Origin of the sequence: Streptomyces sp. NPDC058307, from assembly GCF_042880295.1 — a bacterium.
Classification (GTDB): Bacteria; Actinomycetota; Actinomycetes; order Streptomycetales; family Streptomycetaceae; genus Streptomyces.
Map to the genome: position 1 here is coordinate 123,484 of NZ_JBHVYZ010000010.1, position 18,699 is coordinate 142,182.

The window sequence follows — 18,699 nt, forward strand, 5'->3', positions numbered from 1 at the left end:
TGTACTCGGGGAATCCCGTGCCTGCCTGCGCGGTGTACTCCGGGAAGCCGGTGTCGGGTTGTGCGGTGTACGACGGGAACGCGGTGTCCGGTTGCGGGGTGTACTCGGAAACGCCGGTGACGCGTTGCGGTGTGTACTCGGGAACACCGGTGTCCGGTCGCGGGGTGTACTCCGGGACCTCGGTGACGAGGTGCGGTATGTACTCCGGCACCCCCGTGACGAACTGCGAAGTACCACCCACCGTGGGGATTTCGCCGGTGCCGGTGAGGTTCTGCGGGGTCGGTTCCGGTGCCCACGCGGGCGACTGGGCCGGGGCGGCGGTGAGAGCGGCCGGTGTCGGCTCGGGTGCGCTCGGCAGGGCACGCACAGGACTGGCGGTCAGTTCCGGCAGGGACCGTTCGGACGGCTTCGGTTCGCGTGCCGTGGGGGCGTCCGCCGGGCGCTGGCGCCGCGGTTCGGCACGGCGGGCCGCAACGCGGTCGGAGGGCAGGGTCGCCGCGACCATCGGGCCCGTCTTCGCGCGGGCCATGCCGTACCACTGCTTGGCGATGTCGTCGAGGGCGGGATCACGGTCGGCGTTGCGTCCGCCGCCGGTCGTCGAACCGGTACGGCCACGGGTGCTGGACGCCGTTCCGGCCGCGCGTGTGGCGTTGTAGGTACCGGTGTCGTTCTCGGCGCGGTCGTAGAGGTTGGTGACCCGTCGGCTCACCTCGTCACGGCTCGGCCCCTCGTCGGCGGCGGCGTTCCCGGCCTGCGAGAGAAGAGCCGCGGAGGCCATCGCCGCCGTGGCGAGGGCGGAGTTGCGCTTGGCCGGGAGGCTGGACCCTCCATTGCGCGAAGTTCGATCCGGCGCCATGAAAGTCATGCCCCTTCCGTCGTGCTGGTCGCCGTCAACTTAGCCAACTTGTGAGGCTCGCGTGAAGATTGAAGTGTGAAAAGTGTGAGATGTAACTGTGACCTTCGTCGCGTACGAGCCGCTGCTCCCGGTCCGGATCAGCGCTTGCCACGCTGTGCACGCCATGCCTCGTAGTGATCGAGGACCGTCTCCTCGACCGGGCGGTAGACGAGGCCCAGTTCGTGCACGCTGCGGCTGTTGTCCACGCGGAAGCGGATGCCGAGGTGCTTTCGGATGTAGTCCTGGGTGAGCCCGAAGGCGGGGCCCAGGACGCGCACCGGCCAGTGGGGGAGCGCGGTGCGCGGGATGCGCAGGCCGCGGGGGTACCGGGTGCGGATGATGCGCGACATCTCGTGGAACGACGTCATCGTCTCCGCGGCCAGGATGTAACGGCCCTTCGCGTCGGGCTTCTCCGCCGCCGCTATGTGTGCGTCGGCCACGTCACGGACGTCGACCGTGGTGAAGCTGAAGTCCGGGGCGCCGTAGAAGAAGTAGCCCTTGAAGAGCTCCTCCAGGAGGAAGAGGCTGCCCGACTCGGAGGCGGGCGTGAGGGAAGGGCCCAGGATCAGGCCGGGGTTGACGGACACCATGCGCCAGCGGTCCTGCGCGGCCTCCGCGTCCCAGGCCGCGCGTTCGGCGACCGTCTTGGCGTAGTGGTACGGGTTGTTCTCCACCGTGCTGCTGGTGTTGAAGTACCGCTCCGACAGGATCTGCCCGTCCATGTGCCGTACGTCGGAGTAGTCGCCGAAGATCGCACCGACCGTGGAGGTGAACACCAGCCGCTCCACCGACGGTGTCCGCTCGATGCCGGCCAGGACGTTGCGGGTGCCGGTCAGGGCCGGGTCGACCATGTCCTTCTGGCCGTCCTTGATCTTCTCCGGCATGAAGAACGGCGAGGCCACATGGAAGACCACGCGGCAGCCCGCCATGGCCTCGTCGAAGGAGCCCTCCTTGAGGAGGTCCGCCTCGAACAGGCTGAGTAGGCCGGGGAATTCGCCCTGCATGTCCCGCAGCGGGCGCACCTTCGCCGGGTTCGCGAGACTGCGCACGGTGGCGTGCACCGCGTAACCCCGCTCCAGCAGCCGCCGTACCAGATGGCTGCCGACGAAACCGCTGCCACCGGTCACCAGGACTTTGCCCGACTCCACACCCATGCCGCCGCTCCTCCGCCCGGGGAGTGACATTGAAGCACCGGCGGATCTTCATCGGGAGGTGGTCAGGCTCGGCCTCCCCAGGAGGCCGGCTATGGATCCTCACGCAATCGAGCCCACGTGTCCGGCCCGAGTCGCACTTTGACGCAACTGATCCATGGGGCCGTGGCGAGGGAGTGCGGAAGGTCGCGGCCACGGGCGAGGCCGAGGGCGCCCGCGCCCTTGCGCACGTCGAGCACATCGACCTCGACAGGGCCGTCTCCGGAACCGCTGCCGCCCCCCGCGTACCGCCACTGCTCGCCGTACCACTCCATGAGCGCGATGTGCTCACGCGTCCTCGGTGACGCCGGACGCCACATGACCCAGACCGCTCCGACGCCGGCCGTGTCGTCGACGTCGGCCGACATCACGGTCAGCACCCGGCGCGGCAGCCACCACGGCTGCGGCCCGTCTCCCGCGAGGACCCTCCCCACCACGCCCCGCAGAAACGTCTCCCACCGGGGCCCCGTCCACACGGCCTCTCCTCGTGCCCGCATACGCCTGCCATACCCGGCCGCACGGTCTCGCTCACCGGCCGCCCGGATTCACCGGCCGCCCGGTCCCAAGAGGGCCCTCTCACCAACGCGGCAGCCGGAGTTCGTAGTCCGGCTGGAACCGCCGCAGGTAGCCGGTGTCGTCGCGGCTGCGTACGCCGGATTCGAGGTAGAGGCGGTGCAGGCGGTCCAGGGCCGCGTGGTCGAGTTCCACACCGAGGCCGGGGCCCGTCGGTACCTTGACCTCGCCGTCGCGGAGCTCCAGGACACCGGGGACGATGACGTCGTCCGCCGAGTTCCACGGGTAGTGCGTGTCGCAGGAGTGGTCGAGGTTCGGGATCGCCGCGGCCACGTGGGTCATGGCGGCCAGGCTGATCCCCAGGTGCGAGTTGGAGTGCATGGACAGGGCGAGGTCGAACGCCTCGCAGACCGCGGCCAGTTCGCGGGTGCGGCGCAGGCCGCCCCAGTAGTGGTGGTCGGTGAGGAGGACCTGGATGGCGTTCTGCTCGATCGCCGGCTTCAGGTGCTCCCAGGCGATCACGCACATGTTGGTGCCCAGCGGCATCGGCGCGTACTCCGCCACCGCCGCCATGCCCTCGATGCCCTTGGTCGGGTCCTCCAAGTACTCCAGGACACCGTCGAGTTCACGGGCGACGTACTTCGACGTCTCCACCGTCCAGGCGGTGTTGGGGTCCAGGCGCAGCGGCTGCCCGGGGAAGGCCTCCGCGAGCGCCCTGATCGCGGCGATCTCCTCGTCGGGCGGGAAGACACCGCCCTTGAGCTTGAACGACCTGAACCCGTACCGCTGTTGCATCAGCCGGGCCTGCTCCACGATGCCGGCCGGGTCCAGCGCCGCGCCCCAGTCGTCGCCGACCGCGGCCCGGCCGTCGAGGGCCGGGTGCTCGGCCCACTTGTAGAAGAGGTACGCCGCGAACGGCACCGAGTCCCGGACCGTCCCGCCGAGCAGGTCGCTGACCGGGCGGCCGAGCAGCTTGCCCTGTGCGTCCAGGCAGGCCACTTCCACCGCCGAGGTGGTCCAGCCGCGCTCGTGGCTCGACGGCACCGCCGAGAGCAGGGCGGCGTCGATCGCGGCGCCGACGGCGGTGGTGTCGAAGACGTCCATGCCGACGACGACCTTCGCGGCGGCCTCGAGTCGCTCCAGGCGGGCGACCCCACCGGGGGACTCGCCGAGTCCCACCGTGCCGTCCTCCAGGACGAGTTGGAGGATGATCCGCAGGGCGAGGGGCTCGTGCACGCCGTTGGAGTTGAGCAGCGGCGGGTCGCGGAAGGCGATCGGGGTGACGATCAGCTCCTTGATCCGAGTCGGGTCGCTCATGCGCCGACCACCTCCAGGCCGTGGTCGATGAGCTTGGACAGCCGCGCGAGGTGCTCCGGGGTCGGGTCGACCAGGGGCGCCCGTACGCCCCCCACGTCCAGGTCACGCAGGGCCACTCCTGCCTTGACCAACGCCACGGCGTACCCGGGCACCTCGTCGCGGAGCCGGACGAGGGGGCCGTAGAACTCGTCGAGGAGCGTGTCGACCAGCGCCGTGTCGTCGGAGGCGAGCGCCCGGTGGAAGGCCAGCGCGATCTCGGGCGCGAAGGCGAACACGGCTGAGGAGTACAACGAGACGCCGATGCCGCGGTACGCGGGCGCGGTCATCTCCGCCGTCGGGAGGCCGTTGAAGAACTGGAAGTCCTCCGTGCCCGGTACGGCGCGCACCGCGCGCACGATGCGGTGCATCCGCTCGATGTCCCCGAGGCCGTCCTTGAGGCCGACGACCTTGGGGAGCCCGGCGATCTCGGCGGCCGTCTCCTCGGTGAGGCGGGCGGTGCCGCGCTGGTAGAAGACGACGGGCAGGTCGCTCGCGGAGGTGACCTCCGCCACGTAGCGGACCAGGCCCTGCTGCGGGGCCGTCACCAGGTAGGGCGGGAGCAGCAGGATGCCGTCGGCGCCCGCGCGGGCGACCCGGGCCGCCTGGTCACGGGCGACGGGGGTGGGGCCGCCCGCCGCGGCCAGGACCGGCACCCGGCCGGCGGTCGTCTCGACCGCGACCCGGGTGGCGCGCTCGATCTCGTCGGGGGTCAGCGCGTGGAACTCACCGGTGCCGCAGGCGACGAACACGCCGCCCGCACCGGCCGCGACGCCGCCGGCGATGTGCTGGGCGAGCCGTTCCTCGTCCAGCGAGCCGTCCGCGGTGAACGGCGTCACCGGGAAGAACAGCACTCCTTGGAACTTCATGTCTCCCTCAAACGTGGGGGTCGGGTCAGCCCTTCGTGGCACCGGCGGCGATGCCGGTGACCAGGGAGCGCTGGAGGAGCAGATAGACGATCAGGCTGGGGATCAGGGCGATGACCGCACCGGCCAGCACCACCCCGGAGCCGACCTCGGGGTCGGTGCGCAGGATGGACAGGGCGACGGTGACCGTGTAGTCGGTGGGGTCCTTGGAGGCGATCAGGGGCAGCAGGTACTGGTCCCAGATCATGATGAAGCCGAGGACGCCCGCCACGCCGAGCGCGGGCTTGCACAGCGGCAGGACGATCTGCCAGAGCATCCGCAGTTCGCCGACGCCGTCGAGGCGGGCCGCCTCCTCTATCTCCGCGGGGATGTCCCGCATGAACTCGGTCAGCATCATCACCGAGAAGCCCCAGGCGCCCAGCGGCAGGATGACGCCCCAGACCGTGCCCTTGAGGTCCACGTGGACCACCGGCACGTCACCGAGGACCAGGGAGAGGGGGATCGCGATGACCTCCTCGGGGAGCATCAGCGTCATCATGAACAGCATCATGATCAGCGCTTGGCCGCGGAACCGGTGCCGGGCCAGCGCGTACGCGGCCAGCGTGCACACCACGAGCTGCAGCAGCAGCCCGCCGCCGGCTATGACCAGCGAGTTGCCGAGGTAGTCCCAGATGCCGCGCTCGCCCGCCACCGTGAAGTTCGACAGCGTGCTGTCGTGCGGCAGGAACGACAGCGAGGAGCCGCTGGGGTTGGTCGTGAAGGCGCCCGAGAAGATGGTGAGGAACGGCGCCGCGAAGATCGCGAGGGCGATCACGCAGAGCAGGATCCTCAGGCCCCAGGCGAGGCCGGGCCTGTCGTTCCAGCCGAGGGCGGTGTCGAAGCGGGCCGGGGTGGTCCGCTGCGCCTTGGTGGTCCGCCCGGCCGGGGTGTCAGGGGCCGCCGGCCGGACGGAGTCGATGACGGGGGCGCTCATCGCGCTTCTCCCCTCGTGCGGAGGTGATTGACCATGACGGTGAGCAGCAGCGTCACGCAGAGCAGCACGACCGAGGCCGCGGAGGCGCCGCCGATGTCGTTGCGGGTGAAGCCCAGGGTGTAGGCGCGGGTCATCCACACGTCGGTGGACCCGGCGGGGCCGCCGCCGGTGAGGACGTAGACCTCGGTGAACACGCGCAGTCCGCGGATGGTGGCGAGCGTCAGCACGATCATGAGCGCCGGACGGATCGCGGGCAGCGTGACGAAGCGCAGCCGCTGCCACAGAGAGACACCGTCCATCGCGGCCGCCTCGTACAGCGAGCGGTCCACGCCCGCGAGACCGGCCAGGAAGATCACCATGTTGTACGGGGCCCAGATCCAGATGCCCATCACCATCGTCGAGTACAGCGCGATGTCCGGGTTGTCGAGGTACTGGACCGGCCCGAGCCCGAGGAGGTGCAGGCCGCTGTTGAGGAGGCCGTCGGAGGTCGGGTAGTACATCAGCCGCCACAGCTCGCCGACGACCGCGGTGGCCGTGACGGCGGGCAGGAAGACGGCGGTACGGAGGAACTTCAGCGAACGGGCCTGGCCCTCCAGGAGCAACGCGAGGGCGAACCCGAGCAGGATCGCGCCGACCGCCTGGCCGACGCCCAGGATCAGGGTGTGCCCGATCGCGTCCTGGAAGCGGTGGTCGGTCAGGACCCTCGTGTAGTTGTCGAGGCCGATCCACTGGTCGCCGAGGAAGGGCCGCACGTCGAAGAAGCTGAGCCAGATGCCCTTGGCCATCGGCCAGAACTTGAAGACCAGGGCGAGCAGCAGACCCGGAGCCAGGAAGAGCCAGGGGACGACGGCCTTCTTGTCGAAGGCCCGCCTGCCCGTGCCTTCGCGCGCCGCGGGGGCGGGAACGGTAGCGGTCATTTCAGCAGGTCCTGGTCCTTGAGGTCACCGGCGAGCGTGTCGTTGAGCTCCTTGAGCTGGGAGCGGACGTCACCGCCGCAGTACGTGAAGATCGAGTTCAGCGCGTCGGCGGTGTCCTGCTTGATCGGGGCGAAGTCCGGCGCGTTCGGGAACTGCTCGGAGGCGTCCTCGTAGGCCTTCTGTACGACGCTCCAGCGGGCGTCGTTCCTGACCTTCGCCGCGTCCAGCGTGGAGTTGACGGGGATGCGGACGACCGGCTGGTGGCCGTCGACGCTGGTCATGGCGATCTTCTGGCCCTCGGGCGAGACCAGGAAGGAGGCCAGCGCCAGCTCCTGCCGGCTCTTGCCGGTCTTTGCGCCGAGGTAGACGTTCTCGCCGTCGGCCAGCACATCGCCGCCGACCGGGCCCGCGGGGGCGGGGACGACCTCGTAGGTGTCCTTGCCGGGCGTGGCGTCGAAGGTGGTGATGTTGTACGGGCCGGTCATGTACATCCCGGCGTTGCCGTCCTGGAAGTTGGTGGCCGTCGCTGTTACGGCGGTGATCGCGCCGGGCTGGACGACCCCCTTGCTGCCGCAGAAGAGGTTGTCCTTCATCCAGGTCACGGCGTTCACGGCGGCGGCCGAGTCCATGGCCGGGCGGTACTTCCCCTTGCCGTCCGACTCGATGATCTTCGCGCCGCCCTGCCACAGGAAGCTCGCGCCCCACCAGGCCGCGTAGCCGTTCTGGGCGCTGGCCGGCGCGACCATGCCGTACGTGTCGGCCTTGCCGTCGCCGTCCGGGTCCTCGGTGGCGAAGGCCTTGGCGACGGAGAGCATCTGCTGCCAGGTCGTCGGCGCCTTCAGCCCGAGCTTCTTCAGCCAGTCGGTCCTGATCATCAGGGCCTGGGCCTGCCGGGAGTAGGGGATGCCGTAGTGCTTCCCGTCGATGCCCACGGTGGAAGACCACGACTTGGCGGTGATCTCGTCGCCGCCCGCGACCGACGCGGGGCCGATGGGCTTGAGCAGGCCCTGGCTCTGGTAACTGCCCATCAGGGCCGTGTCGTTGATCATGACGTCCGGCAGGTCCTTGGTGGAGGCCCGGCTCTGGAGCTGCTGGTCGAAGTTGATGACCGGCTGGTAGTCGATCTTGATGCCGGTCTTCCTGGTGAAGGCGGCGAAGACCCGGTCGTAGGTGGCGGCCGAGTCCGGATTGCTCCGGGTCCAGACCTCCAGTGTGTTCGGATCGCTGCTGCCCGCGCTGTCGGAGCCGGAACCACAGGCGGCCGTCGCGAACATCAACCCCGCGACGGTGGCCGCCGCGGCCAGGCGGCGGCGTCGTCGGCGATCGCCCATGGACACTCTCCGTTCCTGTTCGTGAGTCATTCATATACGTGAACCCGCTTCACGCATCTAAATGATCGGCCAAGCTACGGATTGTTTCTTCCATATGTCAAGACATGACTGGGAGTCTTCACAGAGGCTGTGCACGGGCCTCTCGGGGAACGCCGACGTGTGGGCAGTGGTGTGAGTGGTCAAGGAGGCGTGGATGTACGACGGAGACGACGGCCCGGGTGCGGTGGCGGCGCGGCTCACCGGCCGTACGGCGACGGATGAGCGCTCACTGTCCGGCGCGCTGACCGAAGTGGCCCTCGACGACGGCCGGTCGGTGATGGTGAAGCGCGCCGACAGCCCTGAGGAGGCGCGGGCGGAGGCGGCGGGGCTGCGCTGGATGGCCGAGGCCGGCACGGTCCGGGTGCCGACCACACACGGTCAGGACGGCCCCTGGCTGGTGACCGACCTGATCGAGCGGGGTCGGCCGAGCGGGGATGCGGCGCTCGATCTGGGCCGGGCCCTGGCCGGACTGCACCTCGCCGGGGTGCCCGCCTTCGGCTCCGCGCCGCCAGGTGGCCCCCGGGAGGCGTACATCGGGCGCGCGCCGATGCGGAACGCCGAAGGCGCCGAGTGGCCGCAGTGGTGCGCCGAGCACCGGGTGCTGCCCTATCTGCGGCGCGCGGTGGACGACGGCACGATCGCGGTCCCGGAGGCCGAGGTGATCGAGCGGCTCTGCGCACGGCTGCCCGGGCTCGCGGGCCCCACCGAACCCCCGGCCCGGCTGCACGGCGACCTGTGGAACGGCAATGTGCTGTGGGGCGCCGACGGCCACGCCTGGCTGATCGACCCGGCCGCGCACGGCGGCCACCGCGAAACCGACCTCGCGATGCTCCACCTCTTCGGCTGCCCGCACCTGGACGAGGTGCTGCGCGGCTACGAACGGGTGGCACCGCTCGCCGACGGCTGGTCCGACCGCATCGGACTCCACCAGCTCTTCCCGCTGCTGGTGCACGCCGTGCTGTTCGGGCGGGGGTACGCGGAACAGGCGCTCAGCACGGCGAAGGCGGCCCTGGAACGGTGAGTGCACCGGTCCGGGCCGCCTGGGCGCGTGACGTCGCGGGCGAGGAGAGCGAAGGGGCTGGAGCTCTGAGAAAGCCGGTTGGCAACCGGTGAGAAGGAAGCCCCTTCATGGCCTCGTGCGCGACGTCGAGGGCGAGGAAAGCGGAAGAGCTGAAGATCCGAACCCCATGGGGATTCATCGAATGGAGAAGGAAGCCCTTCCATGGCCTCGCCACGACACACGCTAACAGTCACTCGGGGATCAAGTCGCGCAGATTTTCCGGGGTGATGACCACCGAGTCCGGGTGCAGCCCCTCGGGGCGTCCCAGGCCGATGTACGTCACGGGCACGTCCGGCACCGATCCGGCGTCCCAAGTCGCCACGTCCGTACCGCCGTTCGCCATCAGACCGGTCAGATACCCGACCGTCAGCCGCTCACGCTCCACGATGGCGCGCAGCAGCGTCGCCACCGACACCTGGTTGCCCTCGACGCGGTTGTACGCCGGACGCCCCTTCAGGTACAGGTGCAGCCACTTGGCCTGCCAACTCCCGTCCTGCACACGCCGGAACGCCAGCGGCAGCGCCACCCGGCCCGGCCCGCGCAGCTCCGACTTCATGCGCACGGTACGCGCCTCGAAGGGCCGCCCCTTCTGCTCGGCCTCGCGCAGCATGAACCCGAAGAACGACTCCTCGGCCTCCTCGAACTGCTCCCCGGAGAAGATGTTGACCTGCGGCACGATGTAGGTGCCGCGCACCGCCCCGAGCCGCAGGTCGATGAACTCCGAAGCACCGTCGGGGGCGTTGGTGATGTCACCCGAGTGCTCGCCCTCCACCTCGCGGAGATTGGTGTACGACAGCCACGACACCGTGTCGTACCGCGCGTCCAGCAGCAGCGCCGACAGGTCGTAGTCGGTGACGCGCTGCTTCTGCTTCCAGTACACGAAGAACCGCAGCAGCTCCCCGTCGACCCGCGAGACGGAACCGCGGGGCAGCACACCGAGCCCGGCCGAGGTCGCCCGCCCGCTGAGCGGAAGCGCCACGTCGAGGATGTCGGGGTCGACCAACAGACGCTCGGGAGCCGGGAGTCGGCGACTGACCTCCGCGTCCAGCGCGCCGATCAGCCGCTCACGGTCCGCCTCCGGTACGGCCGCACGCGTGTCGTCGGCGACGTGCGCGCGGCCGAGGCGGTTGATGAACACCCGCTGCCCGCCCGCCTCTTCGGCCCGGTTGTGCAGGTACTCGCGCACCGACAGCACGACCCGCCCGGAGACCTGCGGGGCGGTCTGCTCGACGGCGGCCACCACGACGTCCCGCTCCTCCTGTGTGCGCGCGGTGCGCAGCAGCCGGTCCAGCGCACGGAACAGCCTGCCCGGCGCGGACCTGAGCAGCTCCGCCGCCCCGGTGACGTCGTCCGCACCGAGCAGGGCATCGAGGCGGGCGTCGAAGGTGTACGCCTTCTGCTCGCCCCGGGCGACGGCGAACACCTCGGCGGCACGCGGCCACCGCGGGTACTCGTGCGGATGCAGACGCTCGCCGAGCCGCTTGAAGGCCTCACGGTGCGCGAGGACGTCGGCGAGCTTGGCCGGGGCTGCCTCGACGACCGAGTCGAGCCCGGCGAGCAGCGTCCGGCGGACCGGCCGCGACAGCGCACGGAAGCGGGTCGGCTCCTGGAGGGACACGTCCCCGCCCGACAACGCGCACGCCAGCCGCAGCACATCGGTCACGGTGTCCAGCAGCAGGCCCGAACCCGCCTTCAGCCGGGCCTCGTTGACGACGGCACGGTTCTCCCGCACCGGGATCGCCTCCGGCTGGGGACCGTCCACGCAGTGCCCGGCGAGCACCTTGAGATCGGCCAGGTGCTCGTCGCCGAGCGGCGTGGTGCTGCCGGCCAGCGCCAGGTACAGGGCGGTGACCTCGTCATCCAGGGCGCCGCCCAGGTGCAGGACGGTCATCCGGTCGCCGACCGCGGCCGTCAGTTCGTCGTGTGCGGCGAGCATCTCGTCGTACGTGTGCCGGTAGGTGCCGTACGACGGCAGGGTGAGCAGGTTGATCACGCCGTTGCGCAGCTGGGCGAGGACACCGGAGCGGGCCTTGCCGTCCTCCAGGGCCTCGCGCACGCAGCGCATCCAGAACTCGAAGGTGTCCGGGACGTTCGCCGGGAAGTCCTTGAAGTAGACGTTGTGCCGCACGTGTTCGCCGGCCATCTCACGGACGGTGGCGAGCGCGGGCCGGGCGATGCGGACGACCGTGCTCTCGGACAGCCCCGACAACGTCCTCAGCGCGTCGGCCGACAGCTTGAAGCCGACGGACATCAGCGCGGCGTCGAACTGCCGCGCCGCGACGTCGCCCTCACCGGCGGGGCCCGCGGGAGCGGGCAGCCGGAGGGCATGCCGAATGACCAGGGATTCCAGACGGTGGACCATGCCGGAATGGTCGCAGAGGCGTTCGACGCGGCGCACCGGAGTTTTCGGGTCCGCGGACGTCCGCGGACCCCCGGGTCAGGACTCCTGGTCCTGCTTCTTCTCCTTGATGCGCGCGGCTTCCTTGCGGACCTCCGCCTGCGTGGCGCGCTCCTTCTCCAGCCACTCGGGACTGTCCTCGCGCAGCGCCTCGATCTGCTCGGTGGTGAGCGGCTCGGTGACCCCGCCGCGCGCGAGACCGGCGATGGAGACGCCCAGGCGCGCGGCGACGACCGGGCGGGGGTGCGGGCCGTTGCGTCGCAGGTCCTGCAGCCACTGGGGCGGGTTCGCCTGGAGTTCGTTGAGCTCGGCGCGCGAGACGACACCCTCCTGGAACTCGGCGGGGGTGGCGGGGAGGTACACACCCAGCTTCTTCGCCGCGGTGGCGGGCTTCATCGTCTGGGTGCTCTGGTGCGACGTCATGCGGTCCAGAGTATCGGCCGCGCACGAGGCCTCCGACCACAGTGGGTAACCTTGCCGCGTGACAGACTCGCCAGAACCCCGCTCCTTCCGGCTCGCGTACGTCCCCGGGGTGACGCCCGCCAAGTGGGTGCGGATCTGGCACGAGCGCCTGCCGGACGTCCCCCTGGAGCTTGTCCAGGTGACCCCCGCGGAGGCCTCCGACGCGTTGCGCGACGGGGCCGCGGACGCCGGGTTCATACGGCTGCCGGTCGACCGTACGGTCTTCAGCGCGATCCCCCTCTACACCGAGACGACGGTCGTGGTGGTCCCCAAGGACCACGTGGTGACGGCGGCCGAGGAGGTCACCCTGGAGGATCTCGCCGACGAGGTCGTCCTCCACCCCCTCGACGACGTCCTGGGCTGGGACCGGCCGCCCGGCGAAGCGGCCTTCGAACGCCCGGCCACCACGGCGGACGCGATCGAGCTCGTGGCGGCGAACATCGGCGTCCTCGTCGTCCCCCAGTCCCTGGCCCGCCTCCACCACCGCCGCGACCTCACCTACCGCCCGCTCACCGACGCCCCGCAGTCCGACATCGCCCTGTCATGGCGCGAGGACGCGACGACGGACCTGGTCGAGGACTTCATCGGCATCGTCCGGGGCCGGACGGTCAACAGCACACGGGGGCGGACGCAGCCGGAACCGGAGCCCAAGAAGGGCACGGGGAAGAGCGGCGGCAAGACCCCGACCACCGGGAAGGGCACGGGGAGGGGAACTTCCGGCACGTCCAGGGCTTCCCGCGGCGGGGCAGGCGGAGGCTCGAAGAACACGGCGGCCCGACGGGGCAAGCCGAGGCGCAAGGGGTAGGGCCCTCTGGGAGCTGGGAGCTGGGAGCTGGGAGCTGGGAGCTGGGAGCTGGGAGCCTAGGTGCCGGCGCCATACCCACCTCCGGCCCCCTTTCTCACTCCCGCCCCCCACCCCGCCGCCCCGTCCGCCCAACGGCATCCGGCGAACGTGGCTCAGTCCGTGCTGAACGCCCCGTCGGGCGCGAAGGCCAGCCCCGCGAACCGTTCTCCCATCAGCCGGTGCGTCGCCGCGTCCGGGTGCAGGTCGTCCGGGAGCGGCAGCTCGGCCGAGTCGTCCTCGCCGTACAGCTCGCGCCCGTCGAGGTAGTGCAGGTGCGGGTCCTCGGCGGCGCGCTGCTTCACGATGCGGGCCAGCTCCTCGCGGATCACCCGGAGGGTCAGCTTCCCGCTCGCGCGTTCCGCCGGGTCGCCCAGCGTCCTGAACCGCAGCCGGCCCTCGCCGAGTTCGCTGACGTCCGGGAAGCAGGGACCCGGTGTGTCCTCGTGGATCGGGCACAGGATGGGCGAGACGACCAGCAGGGGCGTGTCCGGGTGGCCCTCCCGGATCGTGTCGAGGAAGCCGTGGACCGCGGGACCGAAGGCGCGCAGCCGCATCACGTCGTGGTTGACGATGTTGATGCCGATCTTGACGCTGATCAGGTCGGCCGGCGTGTCCCGTACGGCCCGCGCGGTGAACGGGTCGAGGAGCGCGCTCCCGGCCAGGCCCAGGTTGATCAGCTCCACGCCGCCCAGTGTCGCGGCGACCGCGGGCCAGATGCCGGTGGGGCTCGCCGCGTCGGAGCCGTGGCTGATGGAGCTGCCGTGGTGCAGCCACACCCGGCGCTCACCCCGGGGCGCGGGCTCGACGGGTGCGTCGGTGCGCAGGGCGATCAGCTCGGTGGTCTCGTTGGGCGGCAGCCATATCTCGACGTCCTTGACCTCGCCCGACAGCCCGTCGAAACGGACGGTGCCGGGGGATCCCGACCGGACCTCGGACGTTCCCGCGGTCATGTCGACGGTGATGACATTGCCGCCGAGGACACTGCCCCGACCGGCCGCCCGGCCGTCGACGACCAGGTCGTACACCCCGTCGGGCCGGGGCGGCGCACCGACATAGGTCCGCTTGGTCGGCAGGGTGTCCAGCTCCACCGCGGTGGCCCGGGTGCGGAAGGCCAGTCGTACGCCGGCGGGCTGGGACTCGGCCATGGCCAGCTGGTCGTCGGTGTTCTGGGCGCGGGCCCGGGCCGGCAGCCGGTGCGGCAGCACCCCGTGCTCGGTGTGCTCCACATCGAGGGCGCCGCGCAGCAGCTCGGCGGTGACTTTGGTGGTGATCCAGTCGGGCATGTCCTCAGCCTGTCGATCAAGGGGCGGGCCAGTTGCGCAACAGCGTGTCGAGGGCGTCCAGGATCCGCGTCCAGGACTCCTCCGAGTCGGGGGAACTGTGGCTGAACCCGCCTGCCCCCTCCAGGCTCGCGTAGCCGTGGAAGGTGCTGCCCAACAGCCGTACGGCGTGGGTCTGTTCGGGTTCGGGCAGGTCGTAGCCGCGCAGGATGGCGCGCATCATCTGCGCGTGCCGTACACCCGCGCTCGCGGCCGCGGTCTCGGGGTCGAGCCTCACCCGGGCCGCCGCGGCACGGCCCGGGTGGGCGTGGGCGTAGTCGCGGTAGACGTTCGCGAAGGCGGTCAGGGCGTCCTTGCCGGCCCGTCCGGCCACCGCGTCGGCGGAGAGGTCGGCGAGCTCCTCCAGGGCGAACAGGGCTATCCGGGTCTTGAGGTCCTGCGAGTTCTTCACGTGCGAGTACAGGCTCGCGACCTTGACGTCGAACCGCCGGGCCAGCTCCGAGACGGTCACCTGCTCGAAGCCCACCTCGTCGGCCAGCTCCGCGCCTGCCCGGACCAGCCGTTCGGTGGTCAGCCCTACACGTGCCATGGCCGTCCTCTCGTTTGCCGGAGTCGATTATGCATTTGCCTAAAGCTTTTAGGCAAACTAGCGTGGGATTATGGAACCGTTGACCGAGAAAGAGATCCGCGCCGCCTTCGTGAACTGCACGAAGGGCGAGGCGAAGCGGCTGTCCGTGCCGCGCGACCTGCCCGACCGGCCGTGGGAGGACCTGGACTACCTCGGCTGGCGCGATCCGCAGGCCCCCGACCGGGCGTATCTGGTGACCGTTCTCGACGGCCGCCCGACGGCCCTCACGCTGCGCGGCTCGACCGCCGGTTCCCGGCAGGCGCGGCGCAGCATGTGCTCGATGTGCCTCATCACCCACTCCGGCGGCGTCTCCCTGATGGTCGCCCCGAAAGCGGGCAGGGCCGGGCAGCAGGGCAACTCGGTCGGGGCGTACATATGCGACGACCTGGCCTGTTCGCTCTATGTACGCGGGAAGAGGGCCGTGGGCGCCGGCGCGCGACTGCACGAGACGCTCACCCTGGACGAGAAGATCCGGCGGACGGTGACGAACCTCGCCGCCTTCGTCGCCAAGGTGACGGGCGCCGGGTGAGGCCGCGTGCCCTGGTGCAGTTCACTCGGGGAGCTCAGGAGCTGTACGTCGAGTTCCGGACGGCACGCCCGACCGACTCCACCAGCGGCAGCAGCCGGTGGGCGACCCGCTCCCGCAGCGCCACCTCGGTACGCGTCCGCACCACTCCCGGCAGGCTGATCACCTTCTGGATCACGTCCTCCAGATGCGCGTTGTCCCGCGCCACGACCCGCGTCAGCAGATCCCCGCCGCCCGCGATCGAGAACGCCTCGACGATCTCCGGCACGGCCGCCAGCGCGTCCCCCACGTCGTCGAGCCGCCCCTGGGTCACCTCGATGTGCACGAACGCCAGCACCGGATGACCGAGCGCGGCGGGCGACAGCGAGGGCCCGGTCCCGGTGATCACCCCGTCCCGCTCCAGCCGGTCAAGGCGCGCCTGCAGGGTGCCCCGGGCGATCCCGAGGATCCGCGCGTACTCCCGCACACTCGTCCGCGGCCGCTCCAGCAGCAGCCGCAGGATACGGGTGTCGAGCTCGTCCACGGCCATGGCGTACGGCCTCCTCGTGCCTGGTCCTTTGGCCCGCCGACGGACGCTCCAGGACAGCTTCCTGTGTGCCAATGGCCCAGCATATTCGGCCGCACTTGAGCCGACAGCGGCAAGGATGCTGCAATGAGCCCGTCGATGGCGCTGCGGACCCCGCGGCGCCTTTTCCATGCCGGTGTCCAGCCGGTGTCCGAGGGTTTCAGGGGGCGGTACGTGCTGAAGAGGGTGTTCATGGCGCCGGACCCGGGCCGGGCCAGGCTGCGCTTCGCCGCGCGGGCGGTGCTCGGCGTGGGCCTCGCCGTCGTGGTGTGCGGTCTCGCGGGCCACTCGCTCGCCGGTGCCGTCACCGGCGGCCTCGCCGCGCTGCTCGCCCTGTTCACCGTCACGGACGCCACCGTCCGGGGGCAGGCGCTCACCACCGCCCTGCTGCCGGCCGTCGGTCTCCCCGTCCTCACCGCCGCGGCCGCGCTCCACGACCACCCCGTCGCCCGTGACCTCACCTTCCTCGCCGTGGTCGGCGCGGGCGTGTACGCCCGCCGCTGGGGCCCGCGCGGGCACAGTCTCGGCGTCTTCGCGTTCATGACCTTCTTCGTGGCGCAGTTCCTGCACGCGACGACCGACCGGCTGCCCGAGCTCTACGCCGCCGTCCTGCTGTCCGTGCTCACCGCCGCCGCGGTCCGCTTCGGCCTGTGGTGCTACGAGCGCCGACTGCCCCCGCCCCCCGCACCCGCCCCGCCCGCCGGCACCGGCCTCGCCCGTGCCACCACCCGCCAGGCGGTCCAGGCCATGGCCGGCGCCGGCTTCGCCCTCGTCGTCGGCCAGCTGGTCTCCGGGCAGCGCTGGTACTGGGCCGTCGGTGCCACCTGGTGGATCTTCGTGAACACCGCCTCGCGCGGCGAGACCCTGGTCCGCGGCTTCCGCCGCGTCCTCGGCACGGTGATCGGCATCGGCCTCGGCCTGCTCGTGGCCGTACCCCTGCACGGGGCGCCGACCCCCACGGCGGCCCTGGTCGCCGTCTGCGTCTTCGGCATCTTCTACACGGCCGCCGTCTCGTACACCTGGATGATGCTCTGGGTCACGCTGCTCGCCGAGCTCCTCTACGGCCTCCTCGGCGTCCTGAACCCCGGCCTGCTGGCGCTGCGGCTCGCGGAGACCGGCGTGGGGGCGGTCGGGGCCGTCCTGGCGGTGCTGTTCGTCCTGCCGATCACCACCCACAGCGTCACCGACGCCTGGATCCAGCGCGCCCTGCGCTGCGTCCACGCCTGCACCGCCGAGGCCGCGGCCCGGCTCGCGGGAGTGCCGGGCGCCGACCCGGGCGGCCGGGTGACGGAACTGGAGCACCTCCTCGGCAGGGTCCGCCTCTCGGTGGCCCCGCTGGTCCACCCCCTCAACCCCACACCGGCCCGCAAGCGCCGCGCCCGCCGCGTCCTCGCCCTCCTCGACGACTGCGCCCGGGAAATCCGGGGCCTGGTCGCCGTAGCCGCCGACCCCGAGGCCTCGCACGACACCCGGCTCACCACCGCGTGCCGACGGGTCGAGGCCGCGGTGGAGGCGCTCACGGAGGGGAGGGACTTCCCGGTGGCGGACCGTCCTGCCGCCGAGGAGCCCGCGCTGGCCCATCTGCACGGACTGGAACGGGCGCTCGCGGAGCTGGCGGCGCCCCTGCGGACGCCGACCGGCTCGCCGCTGGTCGGAGCCTGAACCCATGGCAGCCCCCGCCATGTCCGTGACGGCCCGGTGAATTTCCGCAGGTTGGTCTAGACCGGTGGTGATCGACTGCTACCGTCGCCCCGAAACGGCACAGACCGAGAGGGGACGACTGTGGCAGACGGCGGCGGGCGGCGACGGGCCTACATCGGGTCGTTCACGGCGGCGGGAGGCCCCGGCATCGTGACGGCGGCGGTGACCGCGGACACCGGCGCGCTGAAGGTGCTGAGCGGCCTGAACGGCGTACCCGATCCGTCGTATCTGGCCCTGTCGGCCGACGGGGACCTGCTGTACGCGGTCAGCGAGACCGCCGACGGCGCGGTGGCCGCGTACCGGGTGACCGGCGACCGGCCCGAGCCGGCCGGCCCGCCGGTGCCGGTCGACGGCAACGGGCCCACGCATCTCGCCGTGCACGCCGGACACGTCCTGACCGCCAACTACGGCTCCGGCAGCGTCACCACCGTGCCGCTGCACGCCGACGGCTCCCTCGCGGGCGCCCCCTCCGGCGTGCTCCGGCACACCGGCTCGGGCCCGCACACACCCCGCCAGCAGGGCCCGCACGCCCACCAGGTGCAGCCCGACCCGAGCGGGCGGTGGATCGTCAGCGTCGACCTCGGCACGGACTCCGTGCGGGTGTGCACCCTGGCGGACGGAACGCTCGACGTGCACCGCGAGATCGCCCTGCGCCCCGGCTCGGGGCCGCGCCACCTGGCCTTCCACCCCGACGGCACCCGCGCCTACGTCCTCAACGAGCTCACCCCGACCCTCACCGTGTGCCGCTGGGACGCCGAGGAAGGCTTGCTGAAGCCCCTGAGCGAGACCCACGTGCTGGCGGGCGCCCCATCGGGCGACGCGTACCCGTCAGGTGTCGTCACGTCCCCCGACGGCCGGTTCGTGTGGACCGCCACCCGGGGCGAGGACGTCCTGTCCACGTTCGCCGTCGAGGGCGACGACCTGCGCCTGGTCGGCACGGTCATCTGTGGCGGCCACTGGCCCCGCGACCTCGCGGAGTCCGGCGGATTCCTGTACGTCGCCAACGAGCGCTCCGGTGAGGTGACCTGGTTCGCCGTGGATCAGGCGACCGGCCTGCCCAGGTACGAGGGCTCGATCGAGGTACCGGCCGCGTCCTGCGTGGTCTTCGGCTGATCCGGGCTCGGCACGCCGAAGGGCCCGCTCCGGGGATGGAGCGGG

17 protein-coding genes and 1 pseudogene are annotated in these 18,699 nt (G+C 71.3%); 5 read left to right on the top strand and 13 right to left on the bottom strand.

The window, feature by feature from the left end; translation table 11 throughout:
• The 8 genes and pseudogenes from ACFVYN_RS10470 to ACFVYN_RS10505 all read right to left on the bottom strand — a co-directional run.
• A pseudogene (locus tag ACFVYN_RS10470) lies at positions 1-856 on the bottom strand (hypothetical protein); the annotation flags it as partial.
• A 137-nt stretch (positions 857-993) separates the two neighbouring features.
• Positions 994-2,049: an NAD-dependent epimerase/dehydratase family protein gene (locus ACFVYN_RS10475; protein WP_389995395.1), complete on the bottom strand. Its 1,056-nt coding sequence runs from the start codon at positions 2,047-2,049 to the stop codon at positions 994-996.
• A gap of 89 nt (positions 2,050-2,138) precedes the next feature.
• Complete coding sequence (locus ACFVYN_RS10480) at positions 2,139-2,582, bottom strand: hypothetical protein (protein WP_389995398.1); 444 nt, start codon at positions 2,580-2,582, stop codon at positions 2,139-2,141.
• A 79-nt stretch (positions 2,583-2,661) separates the two neighbouring features.
• The gene (locus tag ACFVYN_RS10485; RefSeq protein WP_389995401.1) at positions 2,662-3,915 is read right to left on the bottom strand and encodes a glucarate dehydratase family protein; all 1,254 of its coding nucleotides are present in this window, start codon (positions 3,913-3,915) and stop codon (positions 2,662-2,664) included.
• Positions 3,912-4,820: a 5-dehydro-4-deoxyglucarate dehydratase gene (locus tag ACFVYN_RS10490; RefSeq protein ID WP_389995404.1), complete on the bottom strand. Its 909-nt coding sequence runs from the start codon at positions 4,818-4,820 to the stop codon at positions 3,912-3,914. The genes ACFVYN_RS10485 and ACFVYN_RS10490 overlap by 4 nt, the downstream gene beginning before the upstream one ends.
• Positions 4,821-4,845: 25 nt before the next feature.
• Positions 4,846-5,790 (bottom strand): carbohydrate ABC transporter permease, encoded by a 945-nt coding sequence (locus ACFVYN_RS10495; protein ID WP_389995407.1) that lies wholly within the window; start codon positions 5,788-5,790, stop codon positions 4,846-4,848.
• Positions 5,787-6,707, bottom strand: a complete 921-nt coding sequence (locus ACFVYN_RS10500; protein WP_389995409.1) for a carbohydrate ABC transporter permease — start codon at positions 6,705-6,707, stop codon at positions 5,787-5,789. The genes ACFVYN_RS10495 and ACFVYN_RS10500 overlap by 4 nt, the downstream gene beginning before the upstream one ends.
• On the bottom strand, positions 6,704-8,038 hold the full coding sequence (locus tag ACFVYN_RS10505) for an ABC transporter substrate-binding protein (protein WP_389995412.1): 1,335 nt from the start codon (positions 8,036-8,038) through the stop codon (positions 6,704-6,706). The genes ACFVYN_RS10500 and ACFVYN_RS10505 overlap by 4 nt, the downstream gene beginning before the upstream one ends.
• A 193-nt stretch (positions 8,039-8,231) precedes the next feature.
• Here ACFVYN_RS10505 and ACFVYN_RS10510 point away from each other — a divergent pair, with 193 nt between their 5' ends.
• Positions 8,232-9,098, top strand: a complete 867-nt coding sequence (locus ACFVYN_RS10510; RefSeq protein ID WP_389995414.1) for a fructosamine kinase family protein — start codon at positions 8,232-8,234, stop codon at positions 9,096-9,098.
• A gap of 229 nt (positions 9,099-9,327) precedes the next feature.
• Here ACFVYN_RS10510 and ACFVYN_RS10515 read toward each other — a convergent pair whose 3' ends face one another.
• Both ACFVYN_RS10515 and ACFVYN_RS10520 read right to left on the bottom strand, forming a co-directional pair.
• The gene (locus ACFVYN_RS10515) at positions 9,328-11,499 is read right to left on the bottom strand and encodes a hypothetical protein (protein ID WP_389995417.1); all 2,172 of its coding nucleotides are present in this window, start codon (positions 11,497-11,499) and stop codon (positions 9,328-9,330) included.
• Between the two features lie 75 nt (positions 11,500-11,574).
• Positions 11,575-11,958, bottom strand: coding sequence for a DUF5997 family protein (locus ACFVYN_RS10520; protein ID WP_389995419.1), 384 nt, complete (start codon positions 11,956-11,958; stop codon positions 11,575-11,577).
• Positions 11,959-12,016: 58 nt separating this feature from the next.
• Between ACFVYN_RS10520 and ACFVYN_RS10525 the strand changes: the two genes are divergently transcribed.
• Positions 12,017-12,802 (top strand): LysR family substrate-binding domain-containing protein, encoded by a 786-nt coding sequence (locus ACFVYN_RS10525; RefSeq protein WP_389995422.1) that lies wholly within the window; start codon positions 12,017-12,019, stop codon positions 12,800-12,802.
• Positions 12,803-12,954: 152 nt separating this feature from the next.
• Here the strand turns inward: ACFVYN_RS10525 and ACFVYN_RS10530 are convergent, their stop codons facing one another.
• Both ACFVYN_RS10530 and ACFVYN_RS10535 read right to left on the bottom strand, forming a co-directional pair.
• Positions 12,955-14,124: a GDSL-type esterase/lipase family protein gene (locus ACFVYN_RS10530; protein WP_389995424.1), complete on the bottom strand. Its 1,170-nt coding sequence runs from the start codon at positions 14,122-14,124 to the stop codon at positions 12,955-12,957.
• Positions 14,125-14,140: 16 nt separating this feature from the next.
• Positions 14,141-14,710 (bottom strand): TetR/AcrR family transcriptional regulator, encoded by a 570-nt coding sequence (locus ACFVYN_RS10535; protein WP_389995427.1) that lies wholly within the window; start codon positions 14,708-14,710, stop codon positions 14,141-14,143.
• 70 nt (positions 14,711-14,780) lie between these two features.
• Between ACFVYN_RS10535 and ACFVYN_RS10540 the strand changes: the two genes are divergently transcribed.
• Positions 14,781-15,278 (top strand): FBP domain-containing protein, encoded by a 498-nt coding sequence (locus tag ACFVYN_RS10540; protein ID WP_389995430.1) that lies wholly within the window; start codon positions 14,781-14,783, stop codon positions 15,276-15,278.
• Positions 15,279-15,312: 34 nt separating this feature from the next.
• Here ACFVYN_RS10540 and ACFVYN_RS10545 read toward each other — a convergent pair whose 3' ends face one another.
• A complete protein-coding gene (locus tag ACFVYN_RS10545) occupies positions 15,313-15,804 on the bottom strand; it encodes an Lrp/AsnC family transcriptional regulator (RefSeq protein ID WP_389995433.1) in 492 nt (163 codons plus the stop codon).
• Between the two features lie 210 nt (positions 15,805-16,014).
• Here ACFVYN_RS10545 and ACFVYN_RS10550 point away from each other — a divergent pair, with 210 nt between their 5' ends.
• Positions 16,015-17,502, top strand: coding sequence for an FUSC family protein (locus ACFVYN_RS10550; protein ID WP_389995488.1), 1,488 nt, complete (start codon positions 16,015-16,017; stop codon positions 17,500-17,502).
• Between the two features lie 120 nt (positions 17,503-17,622).
• On the top strand, positions 17,623-18,654 hold the full coding sequence (locus ACFVYN_RS10555; RefSeq protein ID WP_389995436.1) for a lactonase family protein: 1,032 nt from the start codon (positions 17,623-17,625) through the stop codon (positions 18,652-18,654).
• The last annotated feature ends 45 nt before the right edge of the window (positions 18,655-18,699 follow it).

Coding starts and splice junctions, on each gene's coding strand:
- ACFVYN_RS10475 (WP_389995395.1), bottom strand. CDS start 2,049: ATGGGTGTGGAGTCGGGCAAAGTCCTGGTGACCGGTGGCAGCGGTTTC.
- ACFVYN_RS10480 (WP_389995398.1), bottom strand. CDS start 2,582: ATGCGGGCACGAGGAGAGGCCGTGTGGACGGGGCCCCGGTGGGAGACG.
- ACFVYN_RS10485 (WP_389995401.1), bottom strand. CDS start 3,915: ATGAGCGACCCGACTCGGATCAAGGAGCTGATCGTCACCCCGATCGCC.
- ACFVYN_RS10490 (WP_389995404.1), bottom strand. CDS start 4,820: ATGAAGTTCCAAGGAGTGCTGTTCTTCCCGGTGACGCCGTTCACCGCG.
- ACFVYN_RS10495 (WP_389995407.1), bottom strand. CDS start 5,790: ATGAGCGCCCCCGTCATCGACTCCGTCCGGCCGGCGGCCCCTGACACC.
- ACFVYN_RS10500 (WP_389995409.1), bottom strand. CDS start 6,707: ATGACCGCTACCGTTCCCGCCCCCGCGGCGCGCGAAGGCACGGGCAGG.
- ACFVYN_RS10505 (WP_389995412.1), bottom strand. CDS start 8,038: ATGGGCGATCGCCGACGACGCCGCCGCCTGGCCGCGGCGGCCACCGTC.
- ACFVYN_RS10510 (WP_389995414.1), top strand. CDS start 8,232: ATGTACGACGGAGACGACGGCCCGGGTGCGGTGGCGGCGCGGCTCACC.
- ACFVYN_RS10515 (WP_389995417.1), bottom strand. CDS start 11,499: ATGGTCCACCGTCTGGAATCCCTGGTCATTCGGCATGCCCTCCGGCTG.
- ACFVYN_RS10520 (WP_389995419.1), bottom strand. CDS start 11,958: ATGACGTCGCACCAGAGCACCCAGACGATGAAGCCCGCCACCGCGGCG.
- ACFVYN_RS10530 (WP_389995424.1), bottom strand. CDS start 14,124: ATGCCCGACTGGATCACCACCAAAGTCACCGCCGAGCTGCTGCGCGGC.
- ACFVYN_RS10535 (WP_389995427.1), bottom strand. CDS start 14,710: ATGGCACGTGTAGGGCTGACCACCGAACGGCTGGTCCGGGCAGGCGCG.
- ACFVYN_RS10540 (WP_389995430.1), top strand. CDS start 14,781: ATGGAACCGTTGACCGAGAAAGAGATCCGCGCCGCCTTCGTGAACTGC.
- ACFVYN_RS10545 (WP_389995433.1), bottom strand. CDS start 15,804: ATGGCCGTGGACGAGCTCGACACCCGTATCCTGCGGCTGCTGCTGGAG.